19 protein-coding genes are annotated in these 26107 nt (G+C 75.2%); 8 read left to right on the top strand and 11 right to left on the bottom strand.

What is annotated here, in order from left to right:
• Positions 1-149: 149 nt before the first annotated feature.
• The 5 genes from ABEA04_RS20275 to serA form a co-directional block, all read right to left on the bottom strand.
• The gene (locus ABEA04_RS20275; protein WP_345463156.1) at positions 150-755 is read right to left on the bottom strand and encodes an HD domain-containing protein; all 606 of its coding nucleotides are present in this window, start codon (positions 753-755) and stop codon (positions 150-152) included.
• Positions 756-789: 34 nt separating this feature from the next.
• On the bottom strand, positions 790-1923 hold the full coding sequence (locus ABEA04_RS20270; RefSeq protein WP_345463153.1) for a hypothetical protein: 1134 nt from the start codon (positions 1921-1923) through the stop codon (positions 790-792).
• A 78-nt stretch (positions 1924-2001) separates the two neighbouring features.
• Complete coding sequence (locus ABEA04_RS20265) at positions 2002-2862, bottom strand: oxygenase MpaB family protein (RefSeq protein WP_345463151.1); 861 nt, start codon at positions 2860-2862, stop codon at positions 2002-2004.
• A 72-nt stretch (positions 2863-2934) separates the two neighbouring features.
• Positions 2935-3603: a hypothetical protein gene (locus ABEA04_RS20260; RefSeq protein WP_345463149.1), complete on the bottom strand. Its 669-nt coding sequence runs from the start codon at positions 3601-3603 to the stop codon at positions 2935-2937.
• 20 nt (positions 3604-3623) lie between these two features.
• Complete coding sequence (gene serA / locus ABEA04_RS20255) at positions 3624-4832, bottom strand: phosphoglycerate dehydrogenase (RefSeq protein ID WP_345463146.1); 1209 nt, start codon at positions 4830-4832, stop codon at positions 3624-3626.
• Between the two features lie 134 nt (positions 4833-4966).
• On the opposite strand from serA, the gene ABEA04_RS20250 reads away from it, so the two are divergent.
• Positions 4967-7729: a hypothetical protein gene (locus ABEA04_RS20250; RefSeq protein WP_345463143.1), complete on the top strand. Its 2763-nt coding sequence runs from the start codon at positions 4967-4969 to the stop codon at positions 7727-7729.
• 39 nt (positions 7730-7768) lie between these two features.
• Here ABEA04_RS20250 and eda read toward each other — a convergent pair whose 3' ends face one another.
• Genes eda through zwf form a run of 3 tightly spaced genes read right to left on the bottom strand, consistent with a single transcriptional unit; the run spans position 7769 to position 11791 of the window.
• Entirely contained in the window at positions 7769-8407 is a 639-nt protein-coding gene (gene eda / locus ABEA04_RS20245; RefSeq protein ID WP_345463140.1) for a bifunctional 4-hydroxy-2-oxoglutarate aldolase/2-dehydro-3-deoxy-phosphogluconate aldolase, read from the bottom strand.
• Positions 8400-10280 carry a phosphogluconate dehydratase gene (gene edd, locus ABEA04_RS20240; protein WP_345463137.1) on the bottom strand — a complete coding sequence of 627 codons (1881 nt, stop codon included), beginning with the start codon at positions 10278-10280 and terminating at the stop codon, positions 8400-8402. The genes eda and edd overlap by 8 nt, the downstream gene beginning before the upstream one ends.
• Positions 10277-11791 (bottom strand): glucose-6-phosphate dehydrogenase, encoded by a 1515-nt coding sequence (zwf, locus tag ABEA04_RS20235; protein ID WP_345463134.1) that lies wholly within the window; start codon positions 11789-11791, stop codon positions 10277-10279. Before zwf ends, edd begins: the two co-directional genes overlap by 4 nt.
• A 93-nt stretch (positions 11792-11884) precedes the next feature.
• Between zwf and ABEA04_RS20230 the strand changes: the two genes are divergently transcribed.
• The 6 genes from ABEA04_RS20230 (at position 11885) to ABEA04_RS20205 (ending at position 19407) form a co-directional block, all read left to right on the top strand.
• Positions 11885-13036 carry an ROK family transcriptional regulator gene (locus tag ABEA04_RS20230; RefSeq protein ID WP_345463131.1) on the top strand — a complete coding sequence of 384 codons (1152 nt, stop codon included), beginning with the start codon at positions 11885-11887 and terminating at the stop codon, positions 13034-13036.
• A 75-nt stretch (positions 13037-13111) separates the two neighbouring features.
• Complete coding sequence (locus ABEA04_RS20225) at positions 13112-13474, top strand: YciI family protein (RefSeq protein WP_345463129.1); 363 nt, start codon at positions 13112-13114, stop codon at positions 13472-13474.
• A 28-nt stretch (positions 13475-13502) separates the two neighbouring features.
• Entirely contained in the window at positions 13503-14345 is an 843-nt protein-coding gene (locus ABEA04_RS20220) for an alpha/beta hydrolase (RefSeq protein WP_345463127.1), read from the top strand.
• 62 nt (positions 14346-14407) lie between these two features.
• Entirely contained in the window at positions 14408-17656 is a 3249-nt protein-coding gene (locus ABEA04_RS20215) for a response regulator (protein WP_345463124.1), read from the top strand.
• 64 nt (positions 17657-17720) lie between these two features.
• Positions 17721-18410 (top strand): hypothetical protein, encoded by a 690-nt coding sequence (locus tag ABEA04_RS20210; protein WP_345463121.1) that lies wholly within the window; start codon positions 17721-17723, stop codon positions 18408-18410.
• 10 nt (positions 18411-18420) lie between these two features.
• Positions 18421-19407 carry an aldo/keto reductase gene (locus ABEA04_RS20205; protein WP_345463117.1) on the top strand — a complete coding sequence of 329 codons (987 nt, stop codon included), beginning with the start codon at positions 18421-18423 and terminating at the stop codon, positions 19405-19407.
• Between the two features lie 314 nt (positions 19408-19721).
• Here ABEA04_RS20205 and ABEA04_RS20200 read toward each other — a convergent pair whose 3' ends face one another.
• Positions 19722-20945, bottom strand: a complete 1224-nt coding sequence (locus tag ABEA04_RS20200; RefSeq protein ID WP_345463114.1) for an HNH endonuclease signature motif containing protein — start codon at positions 20943-20945, stop codon at positions 19722-19724.
• A 469-nt stretch (positions 20946-21414) separates the two neighbouring features.
• Positions 21415-23055 (bottom strand): DNA repair helicase XPB, encoded by a 1641-nt coding sequence (locus ABEA04_RS20195; RefSeq protein WP_345463112.1) that lies wholly within the window; start codon positions 23053-23055, stop codon positions 21415-21417.
• 40 nt (positions 23056-23095) lie between these two features.
• On the opposite strand from ABEA04_RS20195, the gene ABEA04_RS20190 reads away from it, so the two are divergent.
• Positions 23096-23809, top strand: a complete 714-nt coding sequence (locus tag ABEA04_RS20190) for a hypothetical protein (RefSeq protein WP_345463110.1) — start codon at positions 23096-23098, stop codon at positions 23807-23809.
• On the opposite strand, the gene ABEA04_RS20185 is transcribed toward ABEA04_RS20190, so the two are convergent.
• On the bottom strand, positions 23796-26096 hold the full coding sequence (locus tag ABEA04_RS20185) for a helicase-associated domain-containing protein (RefSeq protein ID WP_345463108.1): 2301 nt from the start codon (positions 26094-26096) through the stop codon (positions 23796-23798). The genes ABEA04_RS20190 and ABEA04_RS20185 overlap by 14 nt on opposite strands.
• Positions 26097-26107: the final 11 nt, after the last annotated feature.

Raw genomic sequence — 26107 nt, 5'->3', positions numbered from 1 at the left:
GACGTCCCGGCTCCGACGTCGCTCGGGGCGCTCCGACGCGACTGACTCACCGTCCGGTGCACTCACCCGCCCGCATACGGGCGGGTGAGTGCGTCCGCGGGTGAGGTAGTGGCACGGGGCCGCCGCGGCCCACGCCGTGGCCGAAGAGGTCAGCCGAGCCGGGCGAGCTCGGCGGTGGCGTTGGCGCGGGCGGCGTCCTCCCACCGCTCGCGGCCGTGCGTGGTGTGGAACAGGTGCGGCTTGGCCAGCAGGTCGTCGAGCACGGTCCGCCGTCCCGCGGCGAAGGTGGCGTCGTCGAGGTGGGCGTACTCCACGCGGACGGCGGCCACGTAGCCGGCGTAGCGCTCGGGCCCGGCGGCGAGGATGCCGAGGTCGGCGTCGGAGAGGGCGCAGCCGTCGGCGTCGTCGTCGTCGGGGCGGTGGGTCTCGGTCAGCCGCACCAGCCGGGCGACCTCGGCGACGGTGGCGTCGTCGACGAGCCCGGGCAGGGCCTCCTCGGCCCACGCGGCCGAGCGCTCCTCGGCGTCGCGCTCGCCGTCGTAGACGGCGTCGTGGAACCACCCCGCCAGCCGCACCGGCAGCTCGTCGAAGACCACGCCGTGCGCGGCGAGCTCGTCGAGCCGTCCGAGCACCTCACCGAGGTGCACGGTGTCGTGGTAGCCGCGCTGCGGGTCGGCGTAGGCGGCGAGCAGCGCGTCGCGGAGCCGGGCCGCGTCGGGCAGGGGCCACGACGCGTGCAGGGTCGAGAGCGACACCCCGCCAATCTAAGGGGACGCCGGGGGCGACGCGTCAGACCCGGGGGGAGGGACGCCGCGTCGCGGCGGCGCGGGCGCGCGCCGTCCAGGCCGCGGGCGGTCCGGTGGCGGGCAGGACGACGTCGCCGACGTCGTGGCGCACGCCGGTGACGACGTCGAGGTCGGCGACCGCGGCGCGGGTGACGTGCAGGGTCTCGGGGCCGGTGGTGGCGACGACCGTGAGGCCCTCGGTGCGCCGCAGCCCGGTGCCGAGCTCGAAGCGGCCGTCGTCGCCGGTGCGGGTGCGCTCGAGCTCGGTGCCCCCGGCGTCGAGCAGGCTGACGACCGCGGCGTAGAGCGGCAGGCCCGCCCGGGTCAGCACGACCCGGCCGGTGACGGTGGCGCCGACGGGGACGACGACCTCGACGGCCCCGACGTCGCCCGCGGCCAGCGCCGCGACGGCGAGCGTGGTGCCCAGGTGACCCACCGAGGCGGGGACGACGACGGTGTGGCGGCCCGGCCGCAGCCCCCGCACGTCGGCGACGCCGGCGCGCACCGGCGCGACCACGCGGCGTCCGAGGCTGTCGACGACCACGACCTCACCGGCCCGCACGGGACGCCGGTCGGTGCCGCGCAGGCTCACCAGCAGCCCGGCCGTCGGCCGGTCGGCGGGCAGCGAGACGCGGCGGCGCACGCCCGGCGCGGCGCAGATCGCGACGGCCACCGAGCAGCGCTCGGTGCGGGGGTCGTGCGCCACGAGGCTCCAGGGCCCGGACCCGAGGCCGGTCAGCACGGCGCGGCCGCGGCCGTCGGCGCGGGCCTCGACCTCGGGGCCGCCGGGCTGCAGCGCGGTCACCCGCGCCCACCGGTCGGTGGTCACCTCGACCACCGTGGCGGCGCGCAGCACCAGGCCGACCTCGACGGCCTCACCGGCGGCGACCGGGACGTCGTCCACCACCGCGGACGCCAGGCGCCGCGGGTCGTGGCGGCCGCGGTCGTCGTCGGCGGTGACCCGGTAGCGACCGGGCGGCAGCTCGACCGCCGCGACCGGTCCGAGCACCCGCCGGCGCCGGACGACCCGGCCGGCGGCGTCGCTCACGCTCACCCGCGCCACGCCCGGGCCCGGCGCGTCGAGGCGCACGACGAGCGTGCCGACGCGGGGCCGCAGGGGCCGGTGGGTGGGGGGCATGGGGCGACGCTAGGGAGCGCCCCTCAAGGCGACATCCCCCTAGGGTCAAGATCGCGACAAGTTCCGCAGATTTGTCCTTCAGGCCGTTGACGGCTCGGCGGCGGGCCGCTCGCGGGGCGACATCGCCCACCGGATCGTGCCTGTCGCGGCCTGCCCGAGCGTACGGACGACGAGCCGCTCGGTCACGGGCAGGTACGGCAGGCGCAGGTGGCGGCGGGTCCAGCGCGGCATCAGCCCCACGGCCGCCGCGGCCAGCACGCCGTACGGCGGTCGCGCGGCCAGCGGCAGCGGCGGGCGCAGCAGCAGGTAGCGCACCGCCTCGCGCGCCTCGGGCGTGCCGTGCAGCTCGGGCCGGAACTCCTCCAGCGCCTCGGCCAGCTCGGCCTCGGTCGTCGGGACGTCGCGCGCCCCCAGCTTCTCGGCCACCAGGCCCGCCTGGGCGACGTACTCGTCGCGCCCGGCCTGGTCGAGCGGCTCACGGCCGTAGACGGTGTGGGAGAGAAGGAAGCTGTCGACCTCGGCGACGTGCACCCACCGCAGCAGGTGCGGGTCGCTCGCCGCGTAGGCGGTGCCGTCGGGCATCAGCCCGACGACGCGCTTGTGGATGGCCTTGACGATGTCGACGCTGCGCTGGGCGTCGTCCGCGGCGCCGAAGGTGGTGGTGGCCAGGAAGGTGCTCGTGCGGTGCAGCCGGCCCCACATGTCGCCGCGGAAGCCGGAGTGCTCGGAGACGGCGAGCATGGCGGCCGGGTGCAGCGTCTGCATCAGCAGCGCGCGGATGCCGCCGACGAACATCGAGGCGTCGCCGTGCACCGTGGTGATGGCGCTGCCGGCCTCGAACCACCGCGGGCCCTCGGTGCCGTGGATGCGCTGCGCCGCGGCCGGTCCGTCGGGGCCGGCCACCCGCAGGAACAACGCCTCGCCGAGCCGGTCACGCACGCCACCGATCATTGGGTCGACGGTACGGCGCGCCGGCGCGCGGGCGCAGGCCCCTCCGGGTGACCCGGTGTTCTACCGGCTGGCGCTGCGCTCGAACGCGCGGGCCACGGCTCGCACCAGGGGCGCCCTCACGTCGCGGGTGCGGAAGACGATCTCGGCGCTGAGGACGTCACGGCCGCGCTTCATCACGACCGTCCCCGCGTGCACGTGTCGCCCGCCCTCGACGTGCGACCAGGTCTCCGATCGGAAGGCCAGAGCGCGCCCGTCGATCCCCGCCGCAAAGGGGTGCACGACCTCAGTCCAGTAGTCGTCGGAGTGACGGCCGGTGCACCGCTGCACGTAGGCGGCGTTGAGGTCGAACCAGCGACCCGCCCGGGCGGCGCTGCCGAACCGGTCGATCGTGAGCCCGACGACCGGGAACCGGCCCGTGCCGTTCGGCGGGTCGTAGGTCGCCCGCAGCTCCTGCTGGACCCAGACGCTGCGGGCAGGCTCGTCGTCGCGGCACCGCTCGACCGTGCCCGAGAACCCGATGTCGCCCTCGAAGTCGCGTTCACCACGTTCCAGTGCTGGCACGACACGCGCCAAGCTCTCGACCGTCGGGTAGCGGTCGAAACGGAGGCGGCCCGGGTCGGCACCGGCGGGGCCGGTCGTACCGGCCAGTGCGGCGATGACGACAGCGAGCACGGCGAACAGGGCGAGGCCGGCCGTCGCCGTCCGCTGGCACAGGAGGATTCGGAGCACGCCGGGAGGTTAGCGGCGCGCTACTGCTCCCGCGGCCCGAACGCCCGCAGCCACATCGTGTGGGGCGAGGTGGCGAGGGCGGCGGTGGCGTCGGCCGACAGCGGGGCGGCGACGTCGGTGACGACGTAGCCGTGCTCGCCGCGGGTGGCGAGGTACTGACCGGTGACGTTGACGCCCTGCTCGGCGAGGCGGGCGTTGACCTCGGCGAGCACGCCGGGCACGTTGTGGTGCAGGTAGCCGATGCGCGAGCCCTCGACCAGCGGCGGGGCCTGCACGGCGGGCAGGTTCACCGACAGCTCGGTGCGCCCCTCGTGCGCGAACCCGGCCAGCTTGCCGGCCACGAACCAGCCGATCTCCTCCTGCGCCTCCTGGGTCGAGCCGCCCACGTGCGGGGTGAGGATGACGTTGTCGAGCCCGCGCAGCACGGAGGTGAACTCGTCGCCCTGCTTCTTCGGCTCGACCGGGAAGACGTCGAGCGCGGCGCCGGCGAGGTGGCCGGACAGGATGTGCTCGCGCAGCGCGACGTCGTCGACCACCATGCCGCGGGAGGCGTTGATGAACATCGAGCGCGGCTTCATCCTGCGGAACTGCTCGTCGCCGAAGAACCCGGCGTTGCCCGGGCGGCCGTCGACGTGCAGCGAGACGACGTCGGCCTCGGCGAGCAGCGCGTCGAGGCTCGTCATCCGGCGGGCGTTGCCGTGGGCGAGCCGGTCGGCGGTGTCGTAGAAGATCACCCGCAGCCCGAGGCCCTCGGCCACGTTCGAGAGCTGCGTGCCGATGTTGCCGTAGCCGACGATGCCGAGCGTGCGGCCGCGCACCTCGTGGCTGCCCTTGGCCGACTTGTCCCAGATGCCCTCGTGCATGCGCTGGGTCTTCTCCGGCAGGCGCCGCCCGAGGGCGATGATCTCGCCGATGACGAGCTCGACCACGCTGCGGGTGTTGGAGTAGGGCGCGTTGAAGACGGCGACGCCGCGCTCGGCCGCCGCGGGCAGGTCGACCTGGTTGGTGCCGATGCAGAAGCAGCCGATGGCCAGCAGGTCGTCGGCGGCGTCGAGCACGCGCGGGGTGATCGTGGTGTTCGAGCGGATGCCGAGCAGCGCGACGCCCGGCAGGGCGGCGACGAGCTCGTCCTCGCTCATCGCGCCCGCCTGCAGCTCGACCTCGAAGCCGTGCTGCTCGAGCAGGCTGACGGCGACGGGGTGGATGTTCTCCAGCAGCAGCACCTTCACGGGCCCCCAGCGTACGGACGTCGCGCGGCCCGGCCCGACGGCGTCCCCCCGTCGGGACGACTCGGGTCGGGAGCGGCCGCAACCTTTCGGCCCTCCAGCGCGTCTCGACCTTCATGCGGCCCTACCCTCAGCGCGTGCGAACGCGCCTGCTCGCCCTCGCCACCGTGCCCGTCGTCGCCGGCCTCGCCCTGACGACCGCTCCCGCCGCCCCGGCGGCCCCGGCCGCGCGCACCGCGCCGGCCTCCGCCCCCGCCGACGAGCCCGACCCGGCCGACCAGCCCGGCCGCGACCGCGGCGCCTGGCGGGTCACGGCGCTCGGCGAGGGCCGCTACGAGGTCACCTGGACCTCGCCCACCCGGCTCCCGACGAACACCGACCGGCCGGTCGTCACCGGCGCCGGCCTCGACTTCGCCGAGCCCACGGTCGACGCCGCCGGCCGCACCGTGCAGACGGTCGTCACCGCCGACGCCGCGCCCCGGGCGGCCGACCTCGACGTCGTCCTGTCGGGCGACCGGCTCGACGAGCCCGGCTTCGACCCCGCCGCCGGCGCCCGCGCGCCGGTCTCCGCGGCCCCACCGACCACGCCGCTGCCCGCCGCGGACCCCGCCACCCCCGGCCCCTTCCGCACCGTCACCAGCGACTACGAGCTGCCCGGTGTGAAGCTGCGCGGCATGCCGGAGCCGATCGAGATGGTGGGCCACGTCGTCGAGCCGGCGGCCGACGCCGCCACGGGCCCGCGGCCGCTCGTGCTGTTCCTGCACGGCCGTCACGGCGTCTGCTACGACCCGACGGACCCCGACGCCTACTCCGACCGCTGGCCGTGCTCGGGCCGCTTCGAGGAGATCCCGAGCCAGCTCGGCTACGACTACGTGCAGCGACTCCTGGCCTCGCAGGGCTACGCCACCGTCTCGGTGCGGGTCAACGGCATCAACGCCCAGGACTACCGCCTCGATGACGGCGGCGCCGACGCGCGCGCCCAGATCGTGCGCCGCCACCTCGACCACTGGGCCGACCTCGCCGCCGAGCACCAGGTCGACCTCTCGCGCGTCGTCCTGGTCGGTCACAGCCGCGGCGGCGAGGGCGTCGACCGCGCCTCGATCCAGGTGCCGGCCGGCGCGCCGTACACGATCGCCGGGCAGGTGCTGCTCGCCCCCACCGACTTCGCCAGCCACACCGCGCCCTACGTGCCGACGGTCACCGTGCTGCCCTACTGCGACGGCGACGTCTTCGACATCCAGGGCCAGAAGTTCACCGACGTCGGGCGCGACCTGACCAACGACGACACCTCGCTGAAGAGCTCGGTGCTGGTCATGGGCGCCAACCACAACTTCTTCAACACCGAGTGGACGCCGGGCATCGCGGCCGCGCCGTCGTCCGACGACTGGGGCGGCGGGGCCGGCCAGGTGTGCGGACGCCGCCACCCGGGCCGGCTCTCGGCCGCCGAGCAGCGCGCGGTGGGCAAGGCCTACGTCGCGGGCGCCGTCCGGCTGTTCACCGACGCCACCGACGGGTCCGACTACCTGCCGCTGTTCGACGGCTCGCACGTCACCGTGCCCTCGATCGGCGACGCCGACGTGCGCAGCCACGCGATCGGCGGCGGGCGCGACGAGCGCCGTCCGGGCATCGAGGCCACGCCCACGCTGGCCAACGGCCGCGCCGAGACCAAGCTGTGCGCCGGCGTGACCACCTACACCCCGTTCGACGTCTCCGCGTGCGGACGCGACATCGACGACGCCGTCACGCCGCACTGGGTGCCGCAGGGCGAGGGGACGCCGGCCCGCACGTTCTTCGAGATGTCGTGGTCACGCGCCGGCGCGGTGGGCGGCTTGCGCTTCTCCACGCCGCTCGACCTGAGCGTCGACCGGCTCGAGCTGCGCACGATCCTCGACCCCGACCACGGGCCGATCGACCTGCGGCTGCGGCTCACCGACGGCTCGGGCGGCACCGCCGTCGTGGTGCCCGAGGGCGGCCCGCGCGTCGCGCCGCTGCTGCGCAAGCGCTACCTGACCAAGATGTGGGCGCAGTCTCTGTACGCCGACGCGTCGTCGGCCTCGGGGCTCGACGCGAGCGACGTCCGCTCGGTCGAGCTGCTGGGCGGCGACGGCGGCGGCCACGTGTGGGTGGCCGACCTGGCCGCGGCCCCCGCCGCGACGCCCGCGGCCCCGGCGCAGCGGATGCCGACCGTCTCGCTCGGCACCGTCACCGTGCCCGAGGGCGACCCCGCCGGCGACCGCCGCGAGGAGGACCGCCTCGCCCGCGTGCCGTTCACCATCTCCGGCACCGTCACCCGGCCCTCGAAGTTCGTGGTGCTCACCGCCGGCCAGGAGCGCGGCAGCCGCAACCGGTTCGTCGTCGACGTCGCCCCCGGCCAGACCCGCGGCACCATCCCGGTGGCCTACACCGCCGACCGTCTCGACGACCAGCCGATCGACGTGCAGCTCGCCGCGTGGGGCATGCGCGGCCTGACCACCGACGACTACCTCGGCCGGCTGCGGATCACCGACGACGACCCCGACGCCGACCTGCGGGTCTCGGTGCCGCGGCGCACGGTGCGCGAGGGGCAGGACGTCGTCCTGAGGTTCCGCACGACGGCGCCGGCCGACTACGAGCTCTACGCGGTCGCCGAGGTCGTCCGCGGGCCCGGCGAGAACCTGCGCCAGGCCGACGTGCCGGCGGCGTTCATGGAGGACTTCACCGACCGGGTGCGCCCGCGTCGTCCGCTGTACCGCAGCTACGTCTACGTGAGCCAGCGCATCCGGGCGGGCGGCGACTCCGCGACCCTCACGATCCCGGTCGCGCGCGACGGCCGCCGCGAGGGCACCGAGAGGCTCTACCTGCGCGTGCGCACCGCCGACGGCAGGCAGACCATCCCGATCACGGTCCGCGACGCCGCCTGACCGACCCCGTCGGCCGGGCGCAGGCCCGGGGCGAGGAGGTCAGCGCAGCGCGGCGGCCTCGCGGGCGAGCGCGGTGACGGCGTCCCAGTCGCCCGCGGCGACGGCGGCCGCCGGCGTCAGCCACGACCCGCCGACGCAGCCGACGTTGGGCAGTGCGAGGTAGTCGGACGCCGTGGCGGCGGTGATGCCGCCGGTGGGGCAGAACCGGGCGGCGGGCAGCGGGCCGGCGAGGGACTTCAGCAGGGCGCGGCCGCCGACCGCCTCGGCCGGGAACAGCTTGAGCTCGGTGCAGCCGGCCTCGAGCGCGGCCATCACCTCGGTGGCGGTGGCGGTGCCCGGCAGGAACGGCAGGCCGGTCTCGCGCATCGCGGCGAGCACGGACGGCGTGCTGCCCGGCGAGACCAGGAAGCGGGCGCCGGCGTCGGCGGCCTCCTTGGCCTGCGAGGCGGCCACGACGGTGCCGGCGCCGACCAGGATCTCGGGCACCTGCGCCGCGATCGCCTCGATGGCGTCGAGCGCCACGGGCGTGCGCAGCGTCAGCTCGATTGCCGGCAGCCCACCGGCGACGAGCGCGCGGGCCAGCGGGACGGCGTCCTCGACGCGCTCGACGACGACGACCGGCAGCACCGGGACGACGTCGAGCAGCGACGACGCGAGGGGCAGCGGGGACTCAGGCAACGGGCACCTCCGTGGGCGCGGACGGGGTCGGCAGGGCGGGGAAGACGCTGGCGCCGGCGTCGGCCGCGCCGACGGTGGCGCGGAAGACGGCGAACAGCTCGCGTCCGGTGCCGGTCCACTCCGGGCCCTCCGGCGCGCGGCCGGTGGGCTCGCGGCGGGCGAGGTCGGCGCCGTCGTGGGTCTCGAGGCCGAGCACGCCGCGCTCGGAGTCGACGGTGACCAGGTCGCCGTCCCGCACCCGCGAGAGCGGTCCGCCCACGGCGGCCTCGGGCGTGACGTGGATGGCGGCCGGCACCTTGCCCGACGCGCCCGACATGCGGCCGTCGGTGACGATGGCGACGCGCTGGCCGCGGTCCTGCAGGACGCCGAGCGCGGGGGTCAGCTTGTGCAGCTCGGGCATGCCGTTGGCGGCCGGGCCCTGGTAGCGCACGACGGCGACGAGGTCGCGGCCGTCGAGCTCGCCGTCGGCGAAGGCCTGCAGGAAGGCGGCCTGGTCGTCGAAGACCATCGCCGGCGCGGTGACCACGCGGTGCTGGTCGGCGACGGCGGAGGTCTTGATGACCGCGGTGCCGAGCGGGCCGGTGAGCACCTCGAGGCCGCCGGTGCGCGAGAACGGGTCGTCGGCCGGCCGCAGCACGTCGCGGTCGAGGCTGGCCTTGGGGCCCTCCTCCCACGTGAGCTCGTCACCGACCAGGCGCGGCTCGCGGGTGTAGAGGTGCAGGCCGCGCCCCATGATCGTGGTGACGTCGTCGTGCATCAGGCCCGCGCGCAGCAGCGTCGCGACGAGGAAGCCGATGCCGCCGGCGGCGTGGAAGTGGTTCACGTCGGCGGTGCCGTTGGGGTAGATGCGGCACAGCAGCGGGACGACGGCCGACAGGTCGGCGAGGTCGGCCCACGTGAGCTGGATGCCGGCCGCCCGGGCGATCGCCACGAGGTGCAGCGTGTGGTTGGTCGAGCCGCCGCTCGCGAGCAGCGCGACGCAGGCGTTGACGATCGCCTTCTCGTCGACGATGTCGGCGATCGGCGTCGGCTCGCCGCCCTGCGGCGTCAGCGCCACGGCCCGCTGTGCGGCGGCGCGGGTGAGGGCCTCGCGCATCGCCGTCCCGGGGTTCACGAACGAGCTGCCCGGCAGGTGCAGGCCGAGCACCTCCATGAGCAGCTGGTTGGAGTTGGCGGTGCCGTAGAAGGTGCAGGTGCCCTTCGAGTGGTAGGACGCCGCCTCGGCGGCCAGCAGCTCGTCGCGCCCGACGCGGCCCTCGGCGTGCAGCTGGCGCACCTTCGCCTTCTCGCCGTTGGGCAGGCCCGAGGCCATCGGCCCCGCCGGCACGAACACGGTGGGCAGGTGGCCGAACGACAGGGCGCCGATGAGCAGGCCGGGCACGATCTTGTCGCACACGCCGAGCATCAGCGCGCCGTCGAACATGTCGTGGCTGAGCGCGATCGCGGTCGACATCGCGATGACGTCGCGGCTGAACAGCGAGAGCTCCATGCCGGCGCGGCCCTGGGTGATGCCGTCGCACATGGCCGGGACGCCGCCCGCCACCTGCGCGATGCCGCCGGCCCGGATGACGGCCTTCTTCAGCACCGGCGGGTACTCGCCGTAGGGCTGGTGGGCGGAGAGCATGTCGTTGTAGCTGGTGACGATGGCCAGGTTCGGCTTGGTGCGCCCGCGCAGGGCCACCTTGTCGTCGTCCTCGGCGGCGGCGAAGCCGTGCGCGAGGTTGGCGCAGCCGAGGCCGGCGCGGGCCGCGCCGCGGCCGGCCTGGTCGGCGGCGGCGCGGGTGCGGGCGAGGTAGGCGGTGCGGGTCTCGCGGCTGCGCGCGACGATCCGCGCGGTCACCTCGGCGACGGTGAAGTCGAGGGTGTGGGTCACAGGTCCGGCTCCTGCCAGTGTCGGCCGTCGCGCTCGAGCAGCGTGGCGGCGGCGGTGGGGCCGGCGGTGCCGGCGGGGTAGCGGCGGGGCCGGTCGGCGGTGGCCTCCCAGCGACGCAGCACGGGCTCGACCCACGTCCACGCGGCCTCGACCTCGTCGCGGCGCATGAACAGGGTCGGGTTGCCGCGGATGACGTCCATGAGCAGACGCTCGTAGGCGTCGGGGCTGCGCTGGCTGAACGCGGTGGCGTAGCTGAGGTCGAGCGAGACCGGCCGCAGCCGGATGCCGCCCGGGCCGGGCTCCTTGGCCGTCAGGTGCAGGCGCATGCCCTCGTCGGGCTGCACCTGGATGTGCAGCCGGTTCGGCGTCGTGGCGCCCTCGCTGTGCGGGAACATCGCGTGCGGCGGCCGCTTGAAGACCACCACGATCTCGCTGACCTTGCGGTCCATCCGCTTGCCGGTGCGCAGGTAGAACGGGACGCCGGCCCAGCGCCAGTTCTGCACCTCGGTGCGCAGCGCCACGAAGGTCTCGGTGCTGCTGCGCTCGCCGGGGGCCAGGCCGAGGTCGTCGTCGTACGACGCCGCGGGGACGCCGTCGACCAGGCCGGCGGTGTAGCGGCCGCGCACGGTGTCGCGGTCGACGTCCTCGCCGGTCATGGGGCGCAGCGCCTGCAGCACCTTCAGCTTCTCGTCGCGCACGGTCTCGCGGCCGACGTAGGTCGGCGGCTCCATGGCGACCAGGCAGAGCAGCTGCAGCAGGTGGTTCTGCACCATGTCGCGCAGCGCGCCGGAGCGGTCGTAGTAGCCGCCGCGGGCGCCGACGCCGAGCGTCTCGGCCACGGTGATCTGCACGTGGTCGACCCAGCGCGAGTTCCACAGCGGCTCGAGGAAGGTGTTGGCGAAGCGCGTGACCAGCAGGTTCTGGACGCTCTCCTTGCCCAGGTAGTGGTCGATGCGGAAGACCTGGTGCTCGGCGAAGACCGAGCCGACGGCGTCGTTGACCTCGCGGGCCGACGCGAGGTCGGTGCCGATCGGCTTCTCGAGCACCACGCGCGAGGTGGCGTCGATGGCGCCGACCTCGTCGAGTCGGCCGCAGGTCGGGCCGAACAGCGCGGGGGCGACGGCGAGGTAGAACACGCGCACCCGCTCGGCGCGGTGGGGGCCGGGCACGTCCTTGAGCAGGCCGGCCAGCAGGTGCCAGTCGTCGGGCGAGGCGGAGTCGAGGGTCAGGTGGTGCACGCGGGCGAGCAGGCGGTCGACGGCGGCGGGCTCGAGGTCGGCGGCGGGCACGTGGCGCGCCAGGGCCTCGCGCAGCAGGTCGCGGTAGCCGTCGTCGTCCACCTCGGTGCGCGAGACGCCCACGATGCGGGTGGCGGGGTCCAGCTGGCCCTCGCGGTCGCGGTGGTAGAGCGCCGGCACCAGCTTGCGCAGCGCGAGGTCGCCCGTGGCACCCACGACGACGAAGTCGCAGGGCGGCAGGCCGTCGAGCAGCTCGGTGGCGGGAAGGGTCACCGGACCGACGGTAGGTCGCGATATGACTCTGTGCAAGCAGACTTACGCACTTTGGAGATGAAAGTTCGGTAAACCGTGACTATGGTGGACGTCGTGAGGTCGGCCGGAGACGTGCTGCAGCTCATCCGCGACGGGCGGGCGAGCAGCCGCACCGACCTCGTGCGGCTCACCGGCCTCAGCCGCACCGCGGTCGTCGCCCGGGTCTCGGCGCTCGCCGACGCCGGGCTGGTCACCTCCGCCGACGAGCTCGCCTCCACCGGCGGCCGTCCCGCCGCCGGGCTCGCCTTCAACGGCGCCGCCGGCGTCGTGCTGGCCGCCGCCATCGGTCGCTCGCGCTCGCAGCTCGGCGTCTTCGACCTCGCCGGCGGCGAGCTGGCGGCGTCCTCGCTCGACCACGAGGTCGGCGCCCCGCCCGACGTCGTCATGCCCGCCGCCGCGGCCGGTCTGCGCGACCTGCTCGCCGCGCGGGGCGTCGAGGCCGGCCGGGTGCTCGGCATCGGCGTGAGCCTGCCGGGCACCGTCGACCCGGTGCGCGCCCTCGCGATCGACTCGCCCGCCATGGCCGGCTGGGACGGCGTCGACCTCGCCGCCGCGCTGGCCGACGCGTCGTCCGCACCGGTGCACGCGGGCAACGACGCCGACGTGCTGGCCCGCTCCGAGCGGCTCGGCCGGGCTGCCGGGTTCGCCGACCTGCTCGTCGTCAAGGCCAGCACCGGCCTCGGGCTCGGCATCATCGCCGACGGCCGCGTGGTCACCGGGCACCTCGGCGCGGCCGGCGAGATCGGCCACACCAAGGTCGACGACGCCGCCGGGCTCGCCTGCCGCTGCGGCGACACCGGCTGCCTCGAGACGCTCGCCGGCGGCTGGGCCCTCGTCGGCCGCCTGCGCGAGGCCGGGCACGACGTCGGCCACGTGCGCGACCTCGTCGCGCTCGCCCAGCACGGCGACGCCGAGGCCAAGGCGCTGCTGCGCGAGAGCGGACGACGTCTCGGCGAGGTGCTCGCGGTCGCGCTCAACCTGCTCAACCCGCAGGCCGTCGTGGTCGGCGGCGACATGGCCGCGGCGTTCGACGTCTTCACCGCCGGGGTGCGCGAGAGCGTCTACGCCCGGGCCACCGCCCTCGCGACCCGCGACCTCCGCTTCCTGCCCGCCACCTTCGGCGACCGCGCCGGGCTGGTCGGCTGCGCCGCGATGGCCCTCGACCACGCGCTCAGCCCCGAGGCGGTCGACGCCCGGCTCGCCTGAGCCCACGGGTCGCTGTCGATCCCGGCCGGGGTCGCGCGTCATCCTCGTGACCGACCCCGATCGAGAGGACGTGCCATGAGCCAGCAGAGCGACTACGTCGTGCTGTTCCCCGCCGACGACGAGGTGGCCTGGGCCGCCGGCTCCGAGGCCGACCACCAGGCCACCTTCGACGTCGACGCCGCCTTCGCCCGCGCGCTGGCCGAGCGCGGCGGTGCGATCACCGGCGGCGCCGGCCTCGCCGACAGCCGTCTGGGCCGCACCCTCACCCGCGGCGCCGACGGTGCTGCGGTGGTCACCGAGGGCCCCTACGCCGAGTCGGTCGAGCAGCTCTCGGGCTTCTTCCTGGTGCGCTGTGACGACCACGACGCCCTCCTCGACGCCGCGCGCGTGCTGCTCGAGGCCCACCCGGTCGTCGAGGTCCGCCCGGTCGAGGACTGAGCGGGCCGCCGCGCACTACCGTCGCCGGATGGACGCCGAGCTGCCGTTCCGCGCGCTGCCGACCGGGGTCGACGGCGTCCGCCACGCCCACGGCCCCGACTCCTCGCCGCGGCCCGGCGTGCCGCCCGGCACGGTCACCGACCTCGGGTGGAGCGACAGCGCCGCCTACCCCGGCACGCAGCGGCGGGTGCGGGTGCACGCGCCCGCCGGGCTCGACCCGAGCGTGCCGGCGTCCGTGGTGGTCGTGCTCGACGGCGGCTACTGCCTCGACCCGGGCGAGGAGGTGCGCGGCGGCGTGGTGCTCGACAACCTCGTGCACGCGGGCGACCTGCCGCCCACCCTCGGCGTCTTCGTCGACCCCGCCGACGGCCCGGCCCCGCGCCAGCGCAACGTCGAGTACGACGCCGCCGACGACCGCCTCGCCACCTACCTGGCCGACGAGGTGCTGGCCGAGGTCGGACGACGCTGGGCCCTGGCCGACGACCCCGCCCGGCGCGTCGTCGGCGGCTTCAGCAGCGGCGGCAACGCGGCGCTCACCGCGGCCTGGCACCGGCCCGACGTCCTCGGTGGCGCGCTCTGCTCGCTGGCCAGCTTCGCGCAGATGCCGGGCGGCAACCCCTACCCGGCGCTCCTCGCGGCCGAGCCGCGGCGTCCGCTGCGGGTCTTCCTGCACGCCGCCCACCGCGACCTCGGCTGGGACGAGCCCGAGGACAACTGGCTCGTCGAGAACCTGCGTGTCGCCGCCGCGCTCGTCGCGTCCGGCTACGAGACTCGCCTCGTGCTCGGCGACGGCGGGCACGATCCCAACCACCTCGGCGTCCTGTTCCCCGACGCGCTGCGGTGGCTGCTCGGCGCGGAGACCCGGCGGTAACCTGACCGCCACGCGACGGACCCGTGGGGCCGGACGGGAGTACTGGACGGAGGTGGCGCCGGGTGGACGACGACGCCGACCTGTCGCGCCAGATCGTCGGCTCGCTGACCGACGGCATCGTCACCCTCGCCTTCGACGGCCGCATCCGCTACGCCAACGCCAGCGCCGAGACGCTGCTCGGGCTCGGCGGCCTCGCCGGCCGCAACATCCACGAGTTCCTCGACGAGCAGGGCGCCCAGCAGTCGGCGGTCTACCTGGCGCGGGCCGCCGAGGGCCAGTTCATCGACCGCGAGGTCGACACGATGCTGGTGCGCGCCGACGGCACGCCGCTGTGGGTGCGGCTGCGGCAGACCGGCCTGGTCGTGGGCGGCCGCATCACCGGCGTCGTCCTGCGCCTGACCGACAACGACGAGAACAAGCGGCTGCAGGAGCAGATCAGCGACAGCCGTGAGCAGCTGCTGCGCGCCGAGCGCATCGCCCGCAGCGGCAGCTGGTCCTGGGACGTCGTCCACGGCGGCACGTCGCACTCGGCCGGCCTCGCCGAGCTGTACGGCGACCGCATCGACGACCTCCTCAGCCTCGACGTCGGGCGCATCATGGCGATGACGCACCCGGAGGACCAGGAACGGCTCACCGAGGCCGTCGCCCACCTGCGCGACGGCAGCGACCACCAGGCCGACATCGAGGTGCGCCAGCTCGGCCAGCACGGCTGGATGTGGGTGCGGCTGCGAGCGGTGGGCACCTACGACGCCGACGGCCGGCTCGTCGAGGTCTCGGGCACCTACCAGGACATCACCCGTGCCCGCGACACCGCCGACCAGCTGCAGGACCTCGTCACCCAGAACTCGCTCATGCAGGCCGTCGCCACCGCGGCCAACGAGGCCGAGAGCCTCGACGAGCTGCTGCTGCAGGCGCGCGACCTCGTCGTCCTGCACGACGACTGGCACCGCGCCCGCGCCTTCGTGCCCGCCCCCGACCGCACCCGGCTCGTGCCGCACCTCGACGTCGAGGAGGACGACCCGACCGCGGCCGCGATCGAGCAGACCACGGCCGACGAGTGCTTCCGGCGCGGCGAGGCGGTGTGGGACCCCCTGCACCGGCTGACGCTGGCCTTCCCGGTGCGGCTCGACGGCCGCATCCTCGCCGTCGTCACCATCACCTCGCTGCCGCCGCTGTGGCGCCACGAGATGATCCAGGACCTCGCCGCGCAGGCGGCCGAGCTGATCGGGCGGGTCGCCGAGCGCGAGGAGGCCGGCCGGCTGCTCGCCGACGCGCGCGACCGGGCGCTGGAGGCCTCGCAGGCCAAGTCCGACTTCCTGGCCACGATGAGCCACGAGATCCGCACCCCGCTCAACGGCATCATCGGCCTCAACGAGCTGCTCGGCGCCACCCCGCTCGACGACCGCCAGCAGCACCTCGTCTCGGGCATCACGATCTCGAGCCGCTCGCTGCTCGACCTGATCAACGACATCCTCGACTTCTCCAAGATCGAGGCCGGCCGGCTCGAGGTCGAGCGGGTCGACTTCGAGGTGCGCGAGGTGCTCGCCGAGGTCGGCAACGTGCTCGGCGAGAGCGCGCGCACCGGCGGCATCGACCTGCAGGTCTCGTGCAGCCCCGACGTGCCCGACGTGCTCTCCGGCGACCCGACCCGGCTCAAGCAGGTGCTGCTCAACCTCGGCTCGAACGCGGTCAAGTTCACCACCGAGGGGTCGGTGAGCATCCGCGCCACCGCCGTCGACGACCCGTCGGTCGAGCCGCTCGGCAGCGAGCGGATGCTGCGCGTCGAGGTGCGCGACACCGGCGTCGGCATCCCCGCCGACCAGCGCGAGCACATCTTCGCGCCGTTCACGCAGGCCGACACCTCCACCACGCGCCGCTTCGGCGGCACCGGGCTCGGCCTGGCCATCTGCGCCGAGATCGTGGCGGCCTTCGGTGGCGAGATCGGCGTCGAGAGCGAGCCCGGCCTCGGCAGCACGTTCTGGTTCACCGCCCGGCTCGGGGCCGCCACCGGTCACGACCAGGACGCCGTCCTCGCCCGGGCGCGCGAGGTGCTCGGCGACTCGCGCATCCTCGTCGTCGACGACAACCCGCAGAACCGGCTGATCCTGGTCGAGCAGCTGTCGTGGTGGGACGTCGAGGCCACCTCCGCCGACGGGTCCGAGGCCGCGATGGCGGCCCTGGCGCGGGCCGGTGAGCAGGGTCGGGGGTTCGACGCGATGCTGCTCGACATGGCGATGCCCGGGCGCGACGGGCTGTCGGTGGCGGCCGCCGTCCGCGCCGCCGGCTACCCGCCCGAGGTTCCGATCGTGATGCTGACCTCGTCGCACACCCCGGCCGACGACGCGCTGCGCGACGCCGGCGTCACCGCCTGCCTGACCAAGCCGGTGCCGTCGTCCACGCTGCGCGACGTGCTGCTGACGCTGCTCGACCGCGACGGGCCGCGCGACGAGCCCACCGTCGTCCACAAGCCGCAGGCGGGCGCGCGCGGCCGGGTGCTGGTCGTGGAGGACAACCACATCAACCAGCTCGTGGCGCGCGGGTTCCTCGAGGCGCAGGGCTTCGCCGTCGAGACCGCCGACGACGGGCTGGTCGCGCTCGAGATGGTGCGCGGCGGCGGCGCCTACGACGCGGTGCTGATGGACGTGCAGATGCCCCGCCTCGACGGCTACGAGACGACCCGCGCGCTGCGGCGCGACGAGGCCGGCGCCGCCGACGGCGTCCGGCTGCCGATCATCGCCATGACCGCGGGCGCGGTGGCGGGGGAGCGCGAGAAGTGCCTCGCGGCCGGCATGGACGACTTCATCACCAAGCCGGTCTCGCCCACGGTGCTGGCCGCGACGCTCGACCTGTGGGTGCCCGAGCCGGCGCACCCGGTCGTCGTCCTGCCCGAGTCCCAGCCCGAGCCTGACCCCGTGCCCGAGCCCCAGCCGGCGTCGGCCGAGGGGTCGGGGGAGCACCTCGACCCCGCCCGCCTGGAGGAGCTGCTCGAGCTCGGCGACGCCGCCATCCCCTACCTCGAGCGGGCCATCGGCAACTTCGTGCGCCGCCGTCCCGAGGTGCTGGCCGCCCTGCACGAGGCCGTCGACGGCGGCGACCCCACCCGTCTCAGCGAGACCGCCCACAGCCTCAAGGGCAGCGCCAGCAACCTCGGCCTGCCCGTCGTCACCCGCCTCGCCGGCGCCCTGGAGGAGCTCGGCCGCGCCGACACCGTCGACGGCGCCGCCCCCCTGCTGGTCGACCTCGAGTCCGCCCTCACCGCCGGCGGCGACGCCCTCGAGGCCTACCGCGCCTCGTTCGACACCGCCGACTAGCGCGCCCGCGACCGTGGACGACGAGCGGGCGCACCTCCTGCGTGAGCTGGCGTCGGTGTGGCCGGTGGCTCGCGGCACGGACGAGCGGGAGGAGACCCTCGGCTGGCTGGCGGGAGTGCCGACGAGCCCGGCGGTCGTCGACGCGTTGGAGTCCGCGGCGCTGGGCGACGAGCCCGCCGCGGTCCGTGCGGCCGCTATGGGCGCTCTCGTGGTGCACGTCGGTGGCGGCGCCGCGGACGTCGTCCGCTCCTGCTTCGGGTCGCGGTCGTTCGAGCTCCGGCTCCGGGCGCTGCGCCAGGCTGTGCGGCTCGACGTCGACCTGGGCGAGGCGTTCGTTCCCTGGGCGCGGCGCCGGCTCGGCGGACGGGGCCGGCTCTCGGTCTGGGACTACTCCGAGCCGCCCACCGTCCTCTGCTACGCGTCGCGTCGGCACCTGCTGCCGCGGCTCCTCGGTGCCGTCGAGCGGCTGGCGCTCCACCTGGACCCCGTCGAGGTGCCGTTGCTGGAGGCGGCGTGGCCGGCCACGAGCCGCCGACGCTTCGGCGAGACGTCGGCCGCCGCCGACGGCCCCGACGACGAGGCGCTGGTCAGGTGGCTCGAGCGGGCCGAGGAGGGGATGCACCGTCCGGCGTTCACCCCCGAGCGGGCCGCGGCCCTCGAGACGGTGCTGACCGAGCAGCTGGCGGGCCTGGTCGCGGGGCTCCGACGGCGGCAGGCCCGATCGGGCGCGGCGCCGCGCCCTGGGGCTGGCTAGCGTGTCGGGCATGGAGCAACGCGAGGCCGGCCGGTTGGGTCGGGAGCTGTCCGTGGTGGGGCTGGGCACGTGGCAGCTGGGCGCCGACTGGGGCGAGGTGAGCGAGGACGACGCCCGCGCCGTCCTCGGCGCGGCCGCCGAGGCGGGCGTGACCTGCTTCGACACCGCCGACGTCTACGGCGACGGCCGCAGCGAGCGGCTGGTCGGGTCCTTCGCCGCCGAGCACCCCGGCGTCTTCGTGGCCACCAAGATGGGACGCCGCGCCGAGCAGGTGCCCGACAGCTACACGCCCGAGGCGTTCCGCGCCTGGACCGACCGGTCGCGGCGCAACCTCGGCGTCGAGACCCTCGACCTCGTGCAGCTGCACTGCCCGCCGTCGGCGGTCATCGACGACGACGCCACCTACGACGCCCTCGACGCGCTCGTCGCCGACGGCACGATGGCGGCCTACGGCGTGAGCGTGGAGACGTGCGACCAGGCGCTCTCGGCGATTCGGCGGCCGGGGGTGGCGTCGGTGCAGATCATCCTCAACGCGTTCCGCCTCAAGCCCCTCGACGAGGTGCTGCCGGCCGCCGCCGAGGCCGGCGTCGCGATCATCGCCCGCGTGCCGCTCGCCTCGGGCCTGCTCACCGGCCGCTTCGACCGCGACACCACCTTCGCCGCCGACGACCACCGCCAGTACAACCGCGACGGCTCGGCCTTCGACGTGGGCGAGACGTTCTCCGGCGTCGACTACGAGACCGGCCTGCGCGCGGCCGGTGCGTTCGGCGACCTGGTGCGCGAGCACCTCGCGGACGACGTCACGCCCGCCCAGGCCGCCCTCGCCTGGTGCACGGCCCAGCCCGGCGTCACCACCGTCATCCCCGGTGCCTCCCGCCCCGACCAGGCCCGCGCCAACGCCGCCGCCGCCGACGTCGAGCTGCCCGCCACCTTCCTCGACGGCGTCACCGCCCTCTACGACGAGCACCTCCGCGAGCAGATCCACCCCCGCTGGTAGCGGTCGAGGTGCGAGGCCGGCCACGGCCGGGCCTCGAGACCCGGGCGGTCAACGTGAACGCACCCGCACGGACCCTGAGCTTGTCGAAGGGCGCCCCGTGCGAACGTTCTCGTGGAGGGCCGATGTTTCGACGACGCTCGCTGGAGCTCGCTGCGCAACTACCGTCACTTCCGGTGGTCGAGCAGGCCGAGCGTCTGCGCGAGGCCGTCGTCGAGACCCCGGAAGGTCAGTGCGAACGCGGCCGCACGCACCCTGAGCTTGTCGAAGGGCCCCAACGCGCGCCGATAGCCCCGCCGGGGCGGGGTGTGGGGCGGTCAGGGTCGTCGGCGTCGGTCGACGAGGTGGGTGCGTCCGGTGGGGCTGGTCCACTCGTAGAGCCCGGGTTCGAGCACCCGGTAGCGCCAGTGGCTGTGGGTCTTGGCGCGGTGGTGCCGTCGGCACAGCGGCGCGAGGTTGAAGGTGGACGTCGGGCCGCCGGACTCGAACGGGTGGATGTGGTCGAGATCGACCCGTCGTCTGGTGCAGCGCGGGAAGACGCAGTGCCGGTCGCGGAGCATCACGTGGTCGGCGACGGTCGGGCTGGGGCGGTAGGCGTCGCTGGACTTGCCGACGTTGAGGTCGAGGACGGGTCGGACGGTGACCTTGGTGCCCGGGACGGCGCACCACTGCTTGATCTGCTCGATGAGCACGGGGGTCTGGGTGTTGTCGAGGACGGCGACGTCGGTGGCGTCGAGGTGCGCGTACAGCGTCATCCCGCGTCCCGAACCGGGCTCGGTGTCGAGGTCGAGGGCCAGCTGCGCGCGGGCCATCTCGCCGAGCGCGTGGGAGCGGCGGACGTCGAGGGTCTCGACAGATCCGAGGTCGGCGAGCTGCTGGGCGCCGGCGCGGACGGCGGCTTCGAGGTCGATCGCGTCGGCGGCGTCGAGGGTGGCGGCGATCTCGACGGTGCCGTTGATCGGGACGTCGAGCCCGTTCAACCGGATGTCGACGCCCCGGCGTTCGGCTGCTTCCTGGCGTCGGCGTTCTGCTTCGGCGGGGTCGAACCGGGTGATCGCGGCGGCCGTCGTCCGTTCGATCTGGGCCAGCGAGAGGTCGTGCGCGAACGGAGCCAGGGCCTGGTCGACGAACGCGGCACCGACCTTGCTGAGGATCACGGTGTGCTCGGCGACGCGGAACGCCCGCCACACCGGCACCTCCATCGCGATCACGCGAGCGTGGAGGCGGGGGAGGCGGTGGCGCAGCTCGAGGGCGTGGCCGAGGTAGCGCAGGCCGGAGTCGGTGGAGACGCCCATGACGGCAGCGAGGTCGAGGGCCGCCCACTCGAGCACAACGGGAGCGCCGGGGCCGGCGACCTCGAGGCCTGGCTCGGCGAGGGTGTCGGTGATGTAGTCGGCGTCGGTGGTGGTGTGGTCGGCGGCCCAGGCGAGCACGGCCCGCAGCTTCGCGACGTCCACCCGGGCCTGCTCGGCCACCACGGACTCGACCGCGTCGAGCAGCGGGTCGCTGCTCACGCGGGGGGTCTGGATGGTGGTCGGCATGGGCCGATTCTATCGCCGGCCACTGACAACCGCTGGTGTGTTCGATGGCCTGTGGAGAACTCCGGAGGGCCCTTCGACAGGCTCAGGGTCCGTGGGTCGGGCTGGCCTGGTGGGCCGGTGGTTTCGACGACGCTCGCGCAGACGCTCGCTGCTCAACCACCGGAGTCGGTCTCACGGTGGTCGAGGTGCGAGGCCGGCCACGGCCGAGCCTCGAGACCTCGCACCGTCAGCGGCAACGCGCCCGCACGGACCCTGAGCCTGTCGAAGGGACAGCGCTCGCGAACGTTCACGTGGAGGGCCGGTGGTTTCGACGACGCTCGCTGGGCTCGCTGCTCAACCACCGGAGGGCCCTTCGACAGGCTCAGGGTCCGTGTGGTCTCGATGGGCGTTCGGCGACGCTCGCGCAGACGCCCGACCACCGGTGAGGTCCGTGGGGTCGGGCCCGCCTCGAGAACGTGCGCCGACCGGCTCAGGCCGGCAGGTCCTCGGCGTCCACGATCCGGTAGGCGTAGCCCTGCTCGGCCAGGAACCGCTGGCGGTGCTGGGCGAAGTCGGCATCGACGGTGTCGCGGGAGACGACGGTGTAGAAGTGCGCCGAGCGGCCGGCGTCCTTGGGACGCAGCAGGCGGCCGAGGCGCTGGGCCTCCTCCTGACGCGAGCCGAACGACCCCGACACCTGGATGGCGACCTCGGCCGAGGGCAGGTCGACGGAGAAGTTGGCGACCTTCGAGACCACCAGCAGCATGACCTCGCCGGAGCGGAACGCGTCGAAGAGCCGCTGCCGCTCCTTGACCGGCGTCTCGCCGGTGATGATCGGGGCGTCGAGCCGCTCGGCCAGCTCGTCGAGCTGCTCAAGGTACTGCCCGATCACCAGGGTCGGCCGCTCGGGGTGCGCGGCCACGAGGTCGCGCACCACCTGCACCTTCTCGTGGGTGCACGCGGCGAGCCGGTAGCGCTCCTCCGGCTCGGACGTCGCGTAGGCCAGCCGCTCGGACGTCGGCAGGCTCACCCGCACCTCGACGCAGTCGGCGGGCGCGATCCAGCCCTGCGCCTCGATGTCCTTCCACGGCGCGTCGTAGCGCTTGGGGCCGATGAGCGAGAACACGTCGCCCTCGCGGCCGTCCTCGCGCACCAGGGTCGCGGTGAGCCCGATGCGCCGCCGCGCCTGCAGGTTCGCCGTCATCCGGAAGATCGGGGCCGGCAGCAGGTGCACCTCGTCGTAGACCACGAGCCCCCAGTCGCGGGCGTCGAGCAGCTCGAGGTGGCGGTAGACGCCGCCGCGCTTGGTCGTCATCACCTGGTAGGTCGCGATGGTGACGGGCCGGACCTCCTTGGCGGAGCCGGAGTACTCGCCGATCTCGTCCTCGGTCAGCGAGGTGCGGCGGAGCAGCTCGTCCTTCCACTGCCGCGCGCTGACGGTGTTGGTCACCAGGATCAGCGTGGTGGCCTTCGCCTCCGCCATCGCGGCCGCGCCCACCAGCGTCTTGCCGGCGCCGCAGGGCAGGACGACGACGCCCGACCCGCCGTGCCAGAACGACTCCACGGCGTCGCGCTGGTAGTCGCGCAGCGTCCAGCCCGACTGGTCGAGCTCGATCGGGTGCGCCTCGCCGTCGACGTAGCCGGCGAAGTCCTCGGCCGGCCAGCCCAGCTTGAGCAGCACCTGCTTGAGGTTGCCGCGCTCGGACCCGTGCACGACCACGGTGTCGTCGTCCACGCGGGCGCCGATCATGCCGGCGACCTTCTTGGCCCGCAGCACCTCCTCGAGCACCGGCCGGTCGTTGCTCACCAGCACCAGCCCGTGCACGGGGTGCTTCTCGAGCCGCAGCCGGCCGTAGCGCGCCATGGTCTCGGCCACGTCGACCAGCAGCGAGTGCGGCACGGAGTAGCGGCTGTAGGTGAGCAGCGTGTCGACGACCTGCTCGGCGTCGTGCCCGGCGGCCCGCGCGTTCCACAGCCCGAGCGAGGTGAGGCGGTAGGTGTGCACGTGCTCGGGCGAGCGCTCGAGCTCGGCGAAGGGGGCGATCGCGCGCCGGCACTCGGCCGCCTTCTCGTGGTCGATCTCGAGCAGCAGCGTCTTGTCCGACTGGACGATCAGGGGCCCATCACTCACCGCACGATCCTACGGAGGCACCGTTTGCGAGACTGCGGGCGTGACGGCCACGACGACGCGGACGACGGCGACCCGCCCGCCGCGCTGGCACGCCGTCCCCGCGGTGCTGCTGGCCGTGGCGGTCGGGGCCGGCCTGCTCGCGGTGGCGAGCCTGGTCGACGCCGTCGACGACGTGCGCGGTCAGGTGGCCTACGACCGCGGCGAGCTCGACACCGCCACCCGCTACCTCACCCGCATCGACAGCCTCGACGAGACCTACGACACCGAGTGGCGCATCACCGAGGTGGGCGGCGCCCTCGTGCCCGGCCAGGTCGAGGTCGGCCCGGTGCCGGGCCGCTCGCGCGAGCGCATCGGCGAGGACGACGTCACCGTCTCTTACTGGGACGGCGACCCGGTCGCGCTGTCGTTCGACCCCGCCGTGCACGACGGCCGCATCGTCTCGGTGCTCTTCGGCGCCCGTGGCGCGGTGCTGTCGGGCCTGGTCGCCGCCGGGCTGCTCGGCGTCGCCGGCTGGGTGGGCCTGCTGCTGCGCCGCCGGCGCCGCACGCACGGCTGGTGGGGCGCGAGCGACGACCGGTGGACGCCGGACCCTCCCGCCGGCCGCGTGCTCGGCGTCCTGCTCGCCGCCACCGCCCTCACCTGGCTGGCCGTCGCCGGGTCGCTGCCCCTCGTCCCCGCCGTCGTGCTGGTCGAGGGCGCCGGCGTCGTGATCGCCTGGCGGGTCTGGCGCCGCGGCGCCGTCAGCCGCCCCTGACCGGCTCGCCGTCGGCCAGCGGCCGCACCGTGGTGATGCGGTGCACCGCGAACGCCCGCACCTCGCCCGCGCCGTGGTCGTGCGCCGAGAGCGTGCCGGCCTCGATGCGCACCGGGTCGAGCACGCGCTCGGCCGAGACGCCCTGGTTGTCGACGTAGCCGACCACCACCGTCGTCCCCGCCTCCATCGCCTCGCGCAGCGCGGCCAGCGAGCCGGACGGCGTCAACGGCGTGGCGGTCGCCGCGGGCCGGGCCGCCGCGGCCCGGTCGCCCGTGCGCACCGCCCGCACCGCCGCCGCCACCCGCGCCGTCTCGTGGGCCGACAGGCTGCCCGGCGCCGGCCGGGGCCGGGGGGTGCGCGCGCGCAGCACGTCGGGTCGCAGCACCTGCACCGTGCCGTCGGCCGCCTCGACCACCGGCGCGGTGCCGAGCTCGCGCAGCCGCGGCAGCAGCACGTCGACCGGCGTGGTGCTCACCAGCACCGTCGGCGCGATGCGGCGCAGGCCGAGGCCCGCCGCCCGCGGGTGCGCGAGCAGCTCGCTGAGCGCCGACTCGTCGTCCGCGCGCAGGAACGACTCGACGGCCCCCACGCGCACCGTGCCGAAGGTGCGCACGGCGTCGTCGACGAGGTAGGTCAGCGGCTGCGGCACCGGCGTGCGCGAGACGTCGTCGAGGAAGGCGTGGATCTCGGCGGCGGTCCAGCCGACGTCGAGCGCCCGCCGCACCGAGCCGCGGCTGAACCGGTAGACGGTGGCCCCGCCGCGCGACTCGATGTCGGCCACCAGCTGCAGCCGCCGCGCGAGCGAGGACTCCAGCGGCCCCGGTGCCACGGCGGTCAGGTCGGCCTGCACGAGCACGTGGTCGACGGGCTGCGGCAGCAGCGCCGCGAGCGCGTCGGTCGGGTCGTCGCCGGCCAGCAGGACCCGGGTGTACGACGCCGGCCCGCCCAGCCCGGTGAGGCCGAGCGCCGCCGCCTCGGTGACCGTCCACGCCACCTGCTCGGTGCGCGAGCGCGGACGCCGCGGCCGGTGCCAGGCGACCCGCTCCACGAGCGAGGGCAGCCCCGTCGTCGGCGCCAGCACCTCGCCCGGCGGCAGGTCGGCGAGCGCGGCCAGCGTGCCCGCGCGGGACTCGGTCATCGCGTGCGAGGCCAGCTCGGGAGCCAGCGCGTTCCACGCCTTGCCGTTCACGTCGCGGCCGCCGACGAGGGCCGGCAGCCGCGGGCTCGCGAGCCAGGCCCGCACCAGCGTCAGCCACCGCTCGGCCGCGGGGGACGCCGTCCACTCGTCGAAGGCGTCGGTGGGCACCCACACGGGGTCGCCGTCGGCGTCGGCGCGGCTGGAGAGCAGCCCCGCGCCCGCCGCGGTCTCGACCAGCAGCGCCGCGCCCGGCTCGTCGACGTCGAGCAGCCCGGCCACGGCCTTGAGGTCGCGCACCGACAGCCCGCCGCTGCGCAGCACGCCCGGCGGCTCGGCACCCCAGTGGTCGAGCAGCAGCTCGACGCGCCGCACCGCCTCGTCGGCCGAGCCCGCCGCCGCCCGGTCGACCAGGTTCGCCGACCGCTCGGACGTCGCCACCGGCGGCACCTCGTCGACCGGCTCGGTCGTCGTCCGGCCGCCGCGCAGCACCAGGCCCACCTCGCCCGGCGCCTGCCACACCGGGCGGTCGTCGCGCCCGGTCGGCACCAGCAGCCGCCGCGAGATCAGCTCCTCGGCCGGCGTCGCGGCGTCCTCGGGCAGCACGGTGCGACGCGCCTCGCCGGTGGTGGCCTCGCCGCCGTGGGCCACGACGTGCTCGATCATCGTGCGGGCCCGCGGCGACAGCTCGGTGAGGCGGGCCTCGACCTCGGACGGCGGCAGCGGGTCGGGCGAGCGCGGCCGCAGCCCGCTCGCACCGGGCCCCGCGCCCAGCGCGTCAGCCACTCCGGACACCGTGCGCAGCCCGCCGCTGGCCTGCCACACGAGCGCGAGGTCGAGGAGGCGTGCGAGCGACCGGTCGACCGCACTAGGGTCGGCGTGCACGATGCCCCGGACGTCGGCGGCGGTGGTTTGACCGGCGACGACCAGGGCATCAAGGACGGAGAGCTCGAGCCGAGTCAACGCGTCCAGCGCCCGCGACAGCGAGGCACGGACGGTGGCCCGGGACGCCAGGTGTCCGATGTCGTGAGGGGCGGGTGTGGTCAGGTCAGGGCGCGCGAGCAGGAGCCCCGAGAGCCGCTCGTCCGGCCAGCTGCGCAGCTGGTCGGCCAGTGAGCGGAACCCGGCCGCGTCCGCCGTCCCTGTCGCCATCCTCGTCAACC

Source organism: Nocardioides marinquilinus (assembly GCF_039543705.1).
In the GTDB taxonomy this organism is placed as follows: Bacteria; Actinomycetota; Actinomycetes; order Propionibacteriales; family Nocardioidaceae; genus Nocardioides; species Nocardioides marinquilinus.
This window is presented reverse-complemented; position numbering and strand designations above follow the sequence as displayed.

Bases quoted from the DNA above. Each gene is read 5' to 3' on its own strand.
- ABEA04_RS20270 (WP_345463153.1), bottom strand. From the start codon at position 1,923: ATGCCCCCCACCCACCGGCCCCTGCGGCCCCGCGTCGGCACGCTCGTC.
- ABEA04_RS20225 (WP_345463129.1), top strand. From the start codon at position 13,112: ATGAGCCAGCAGAGCGACTACGTCGTGCTGTTCCCCGCCGACGACGAG.
- ABEA04_RS20220 (WP_345463127.1), top strand. From the start codon at position 13,503: ATGGACGCCGAGCTGCCGTTCCGCGCGCTGCCGACCGGGGTCGACGGC.
- ABEA04_RS20205 (WP_345463117.1), top strand. From the start codon at position 18,421: ATGGAGCAACGCGAGGCCGGCCGGTTGGGTCGGGAGCTGTCCGTGGTG.
- ABEA04_RS20200 (WP_345463114.1), bottom strand. From the start codon at position 20,945: ATGCCGACCACCATCCAGACCCCCCGCGTGAGCAGCGACCCGCTGCTC.
- ABEA04_RS20185 (WP_345463108.1), bottom strand. From the start codon at position 26,096: ATGGCGACAGGGACGGCGGACGCGGCCGGGTTCCGCTCACTGGCCGAC.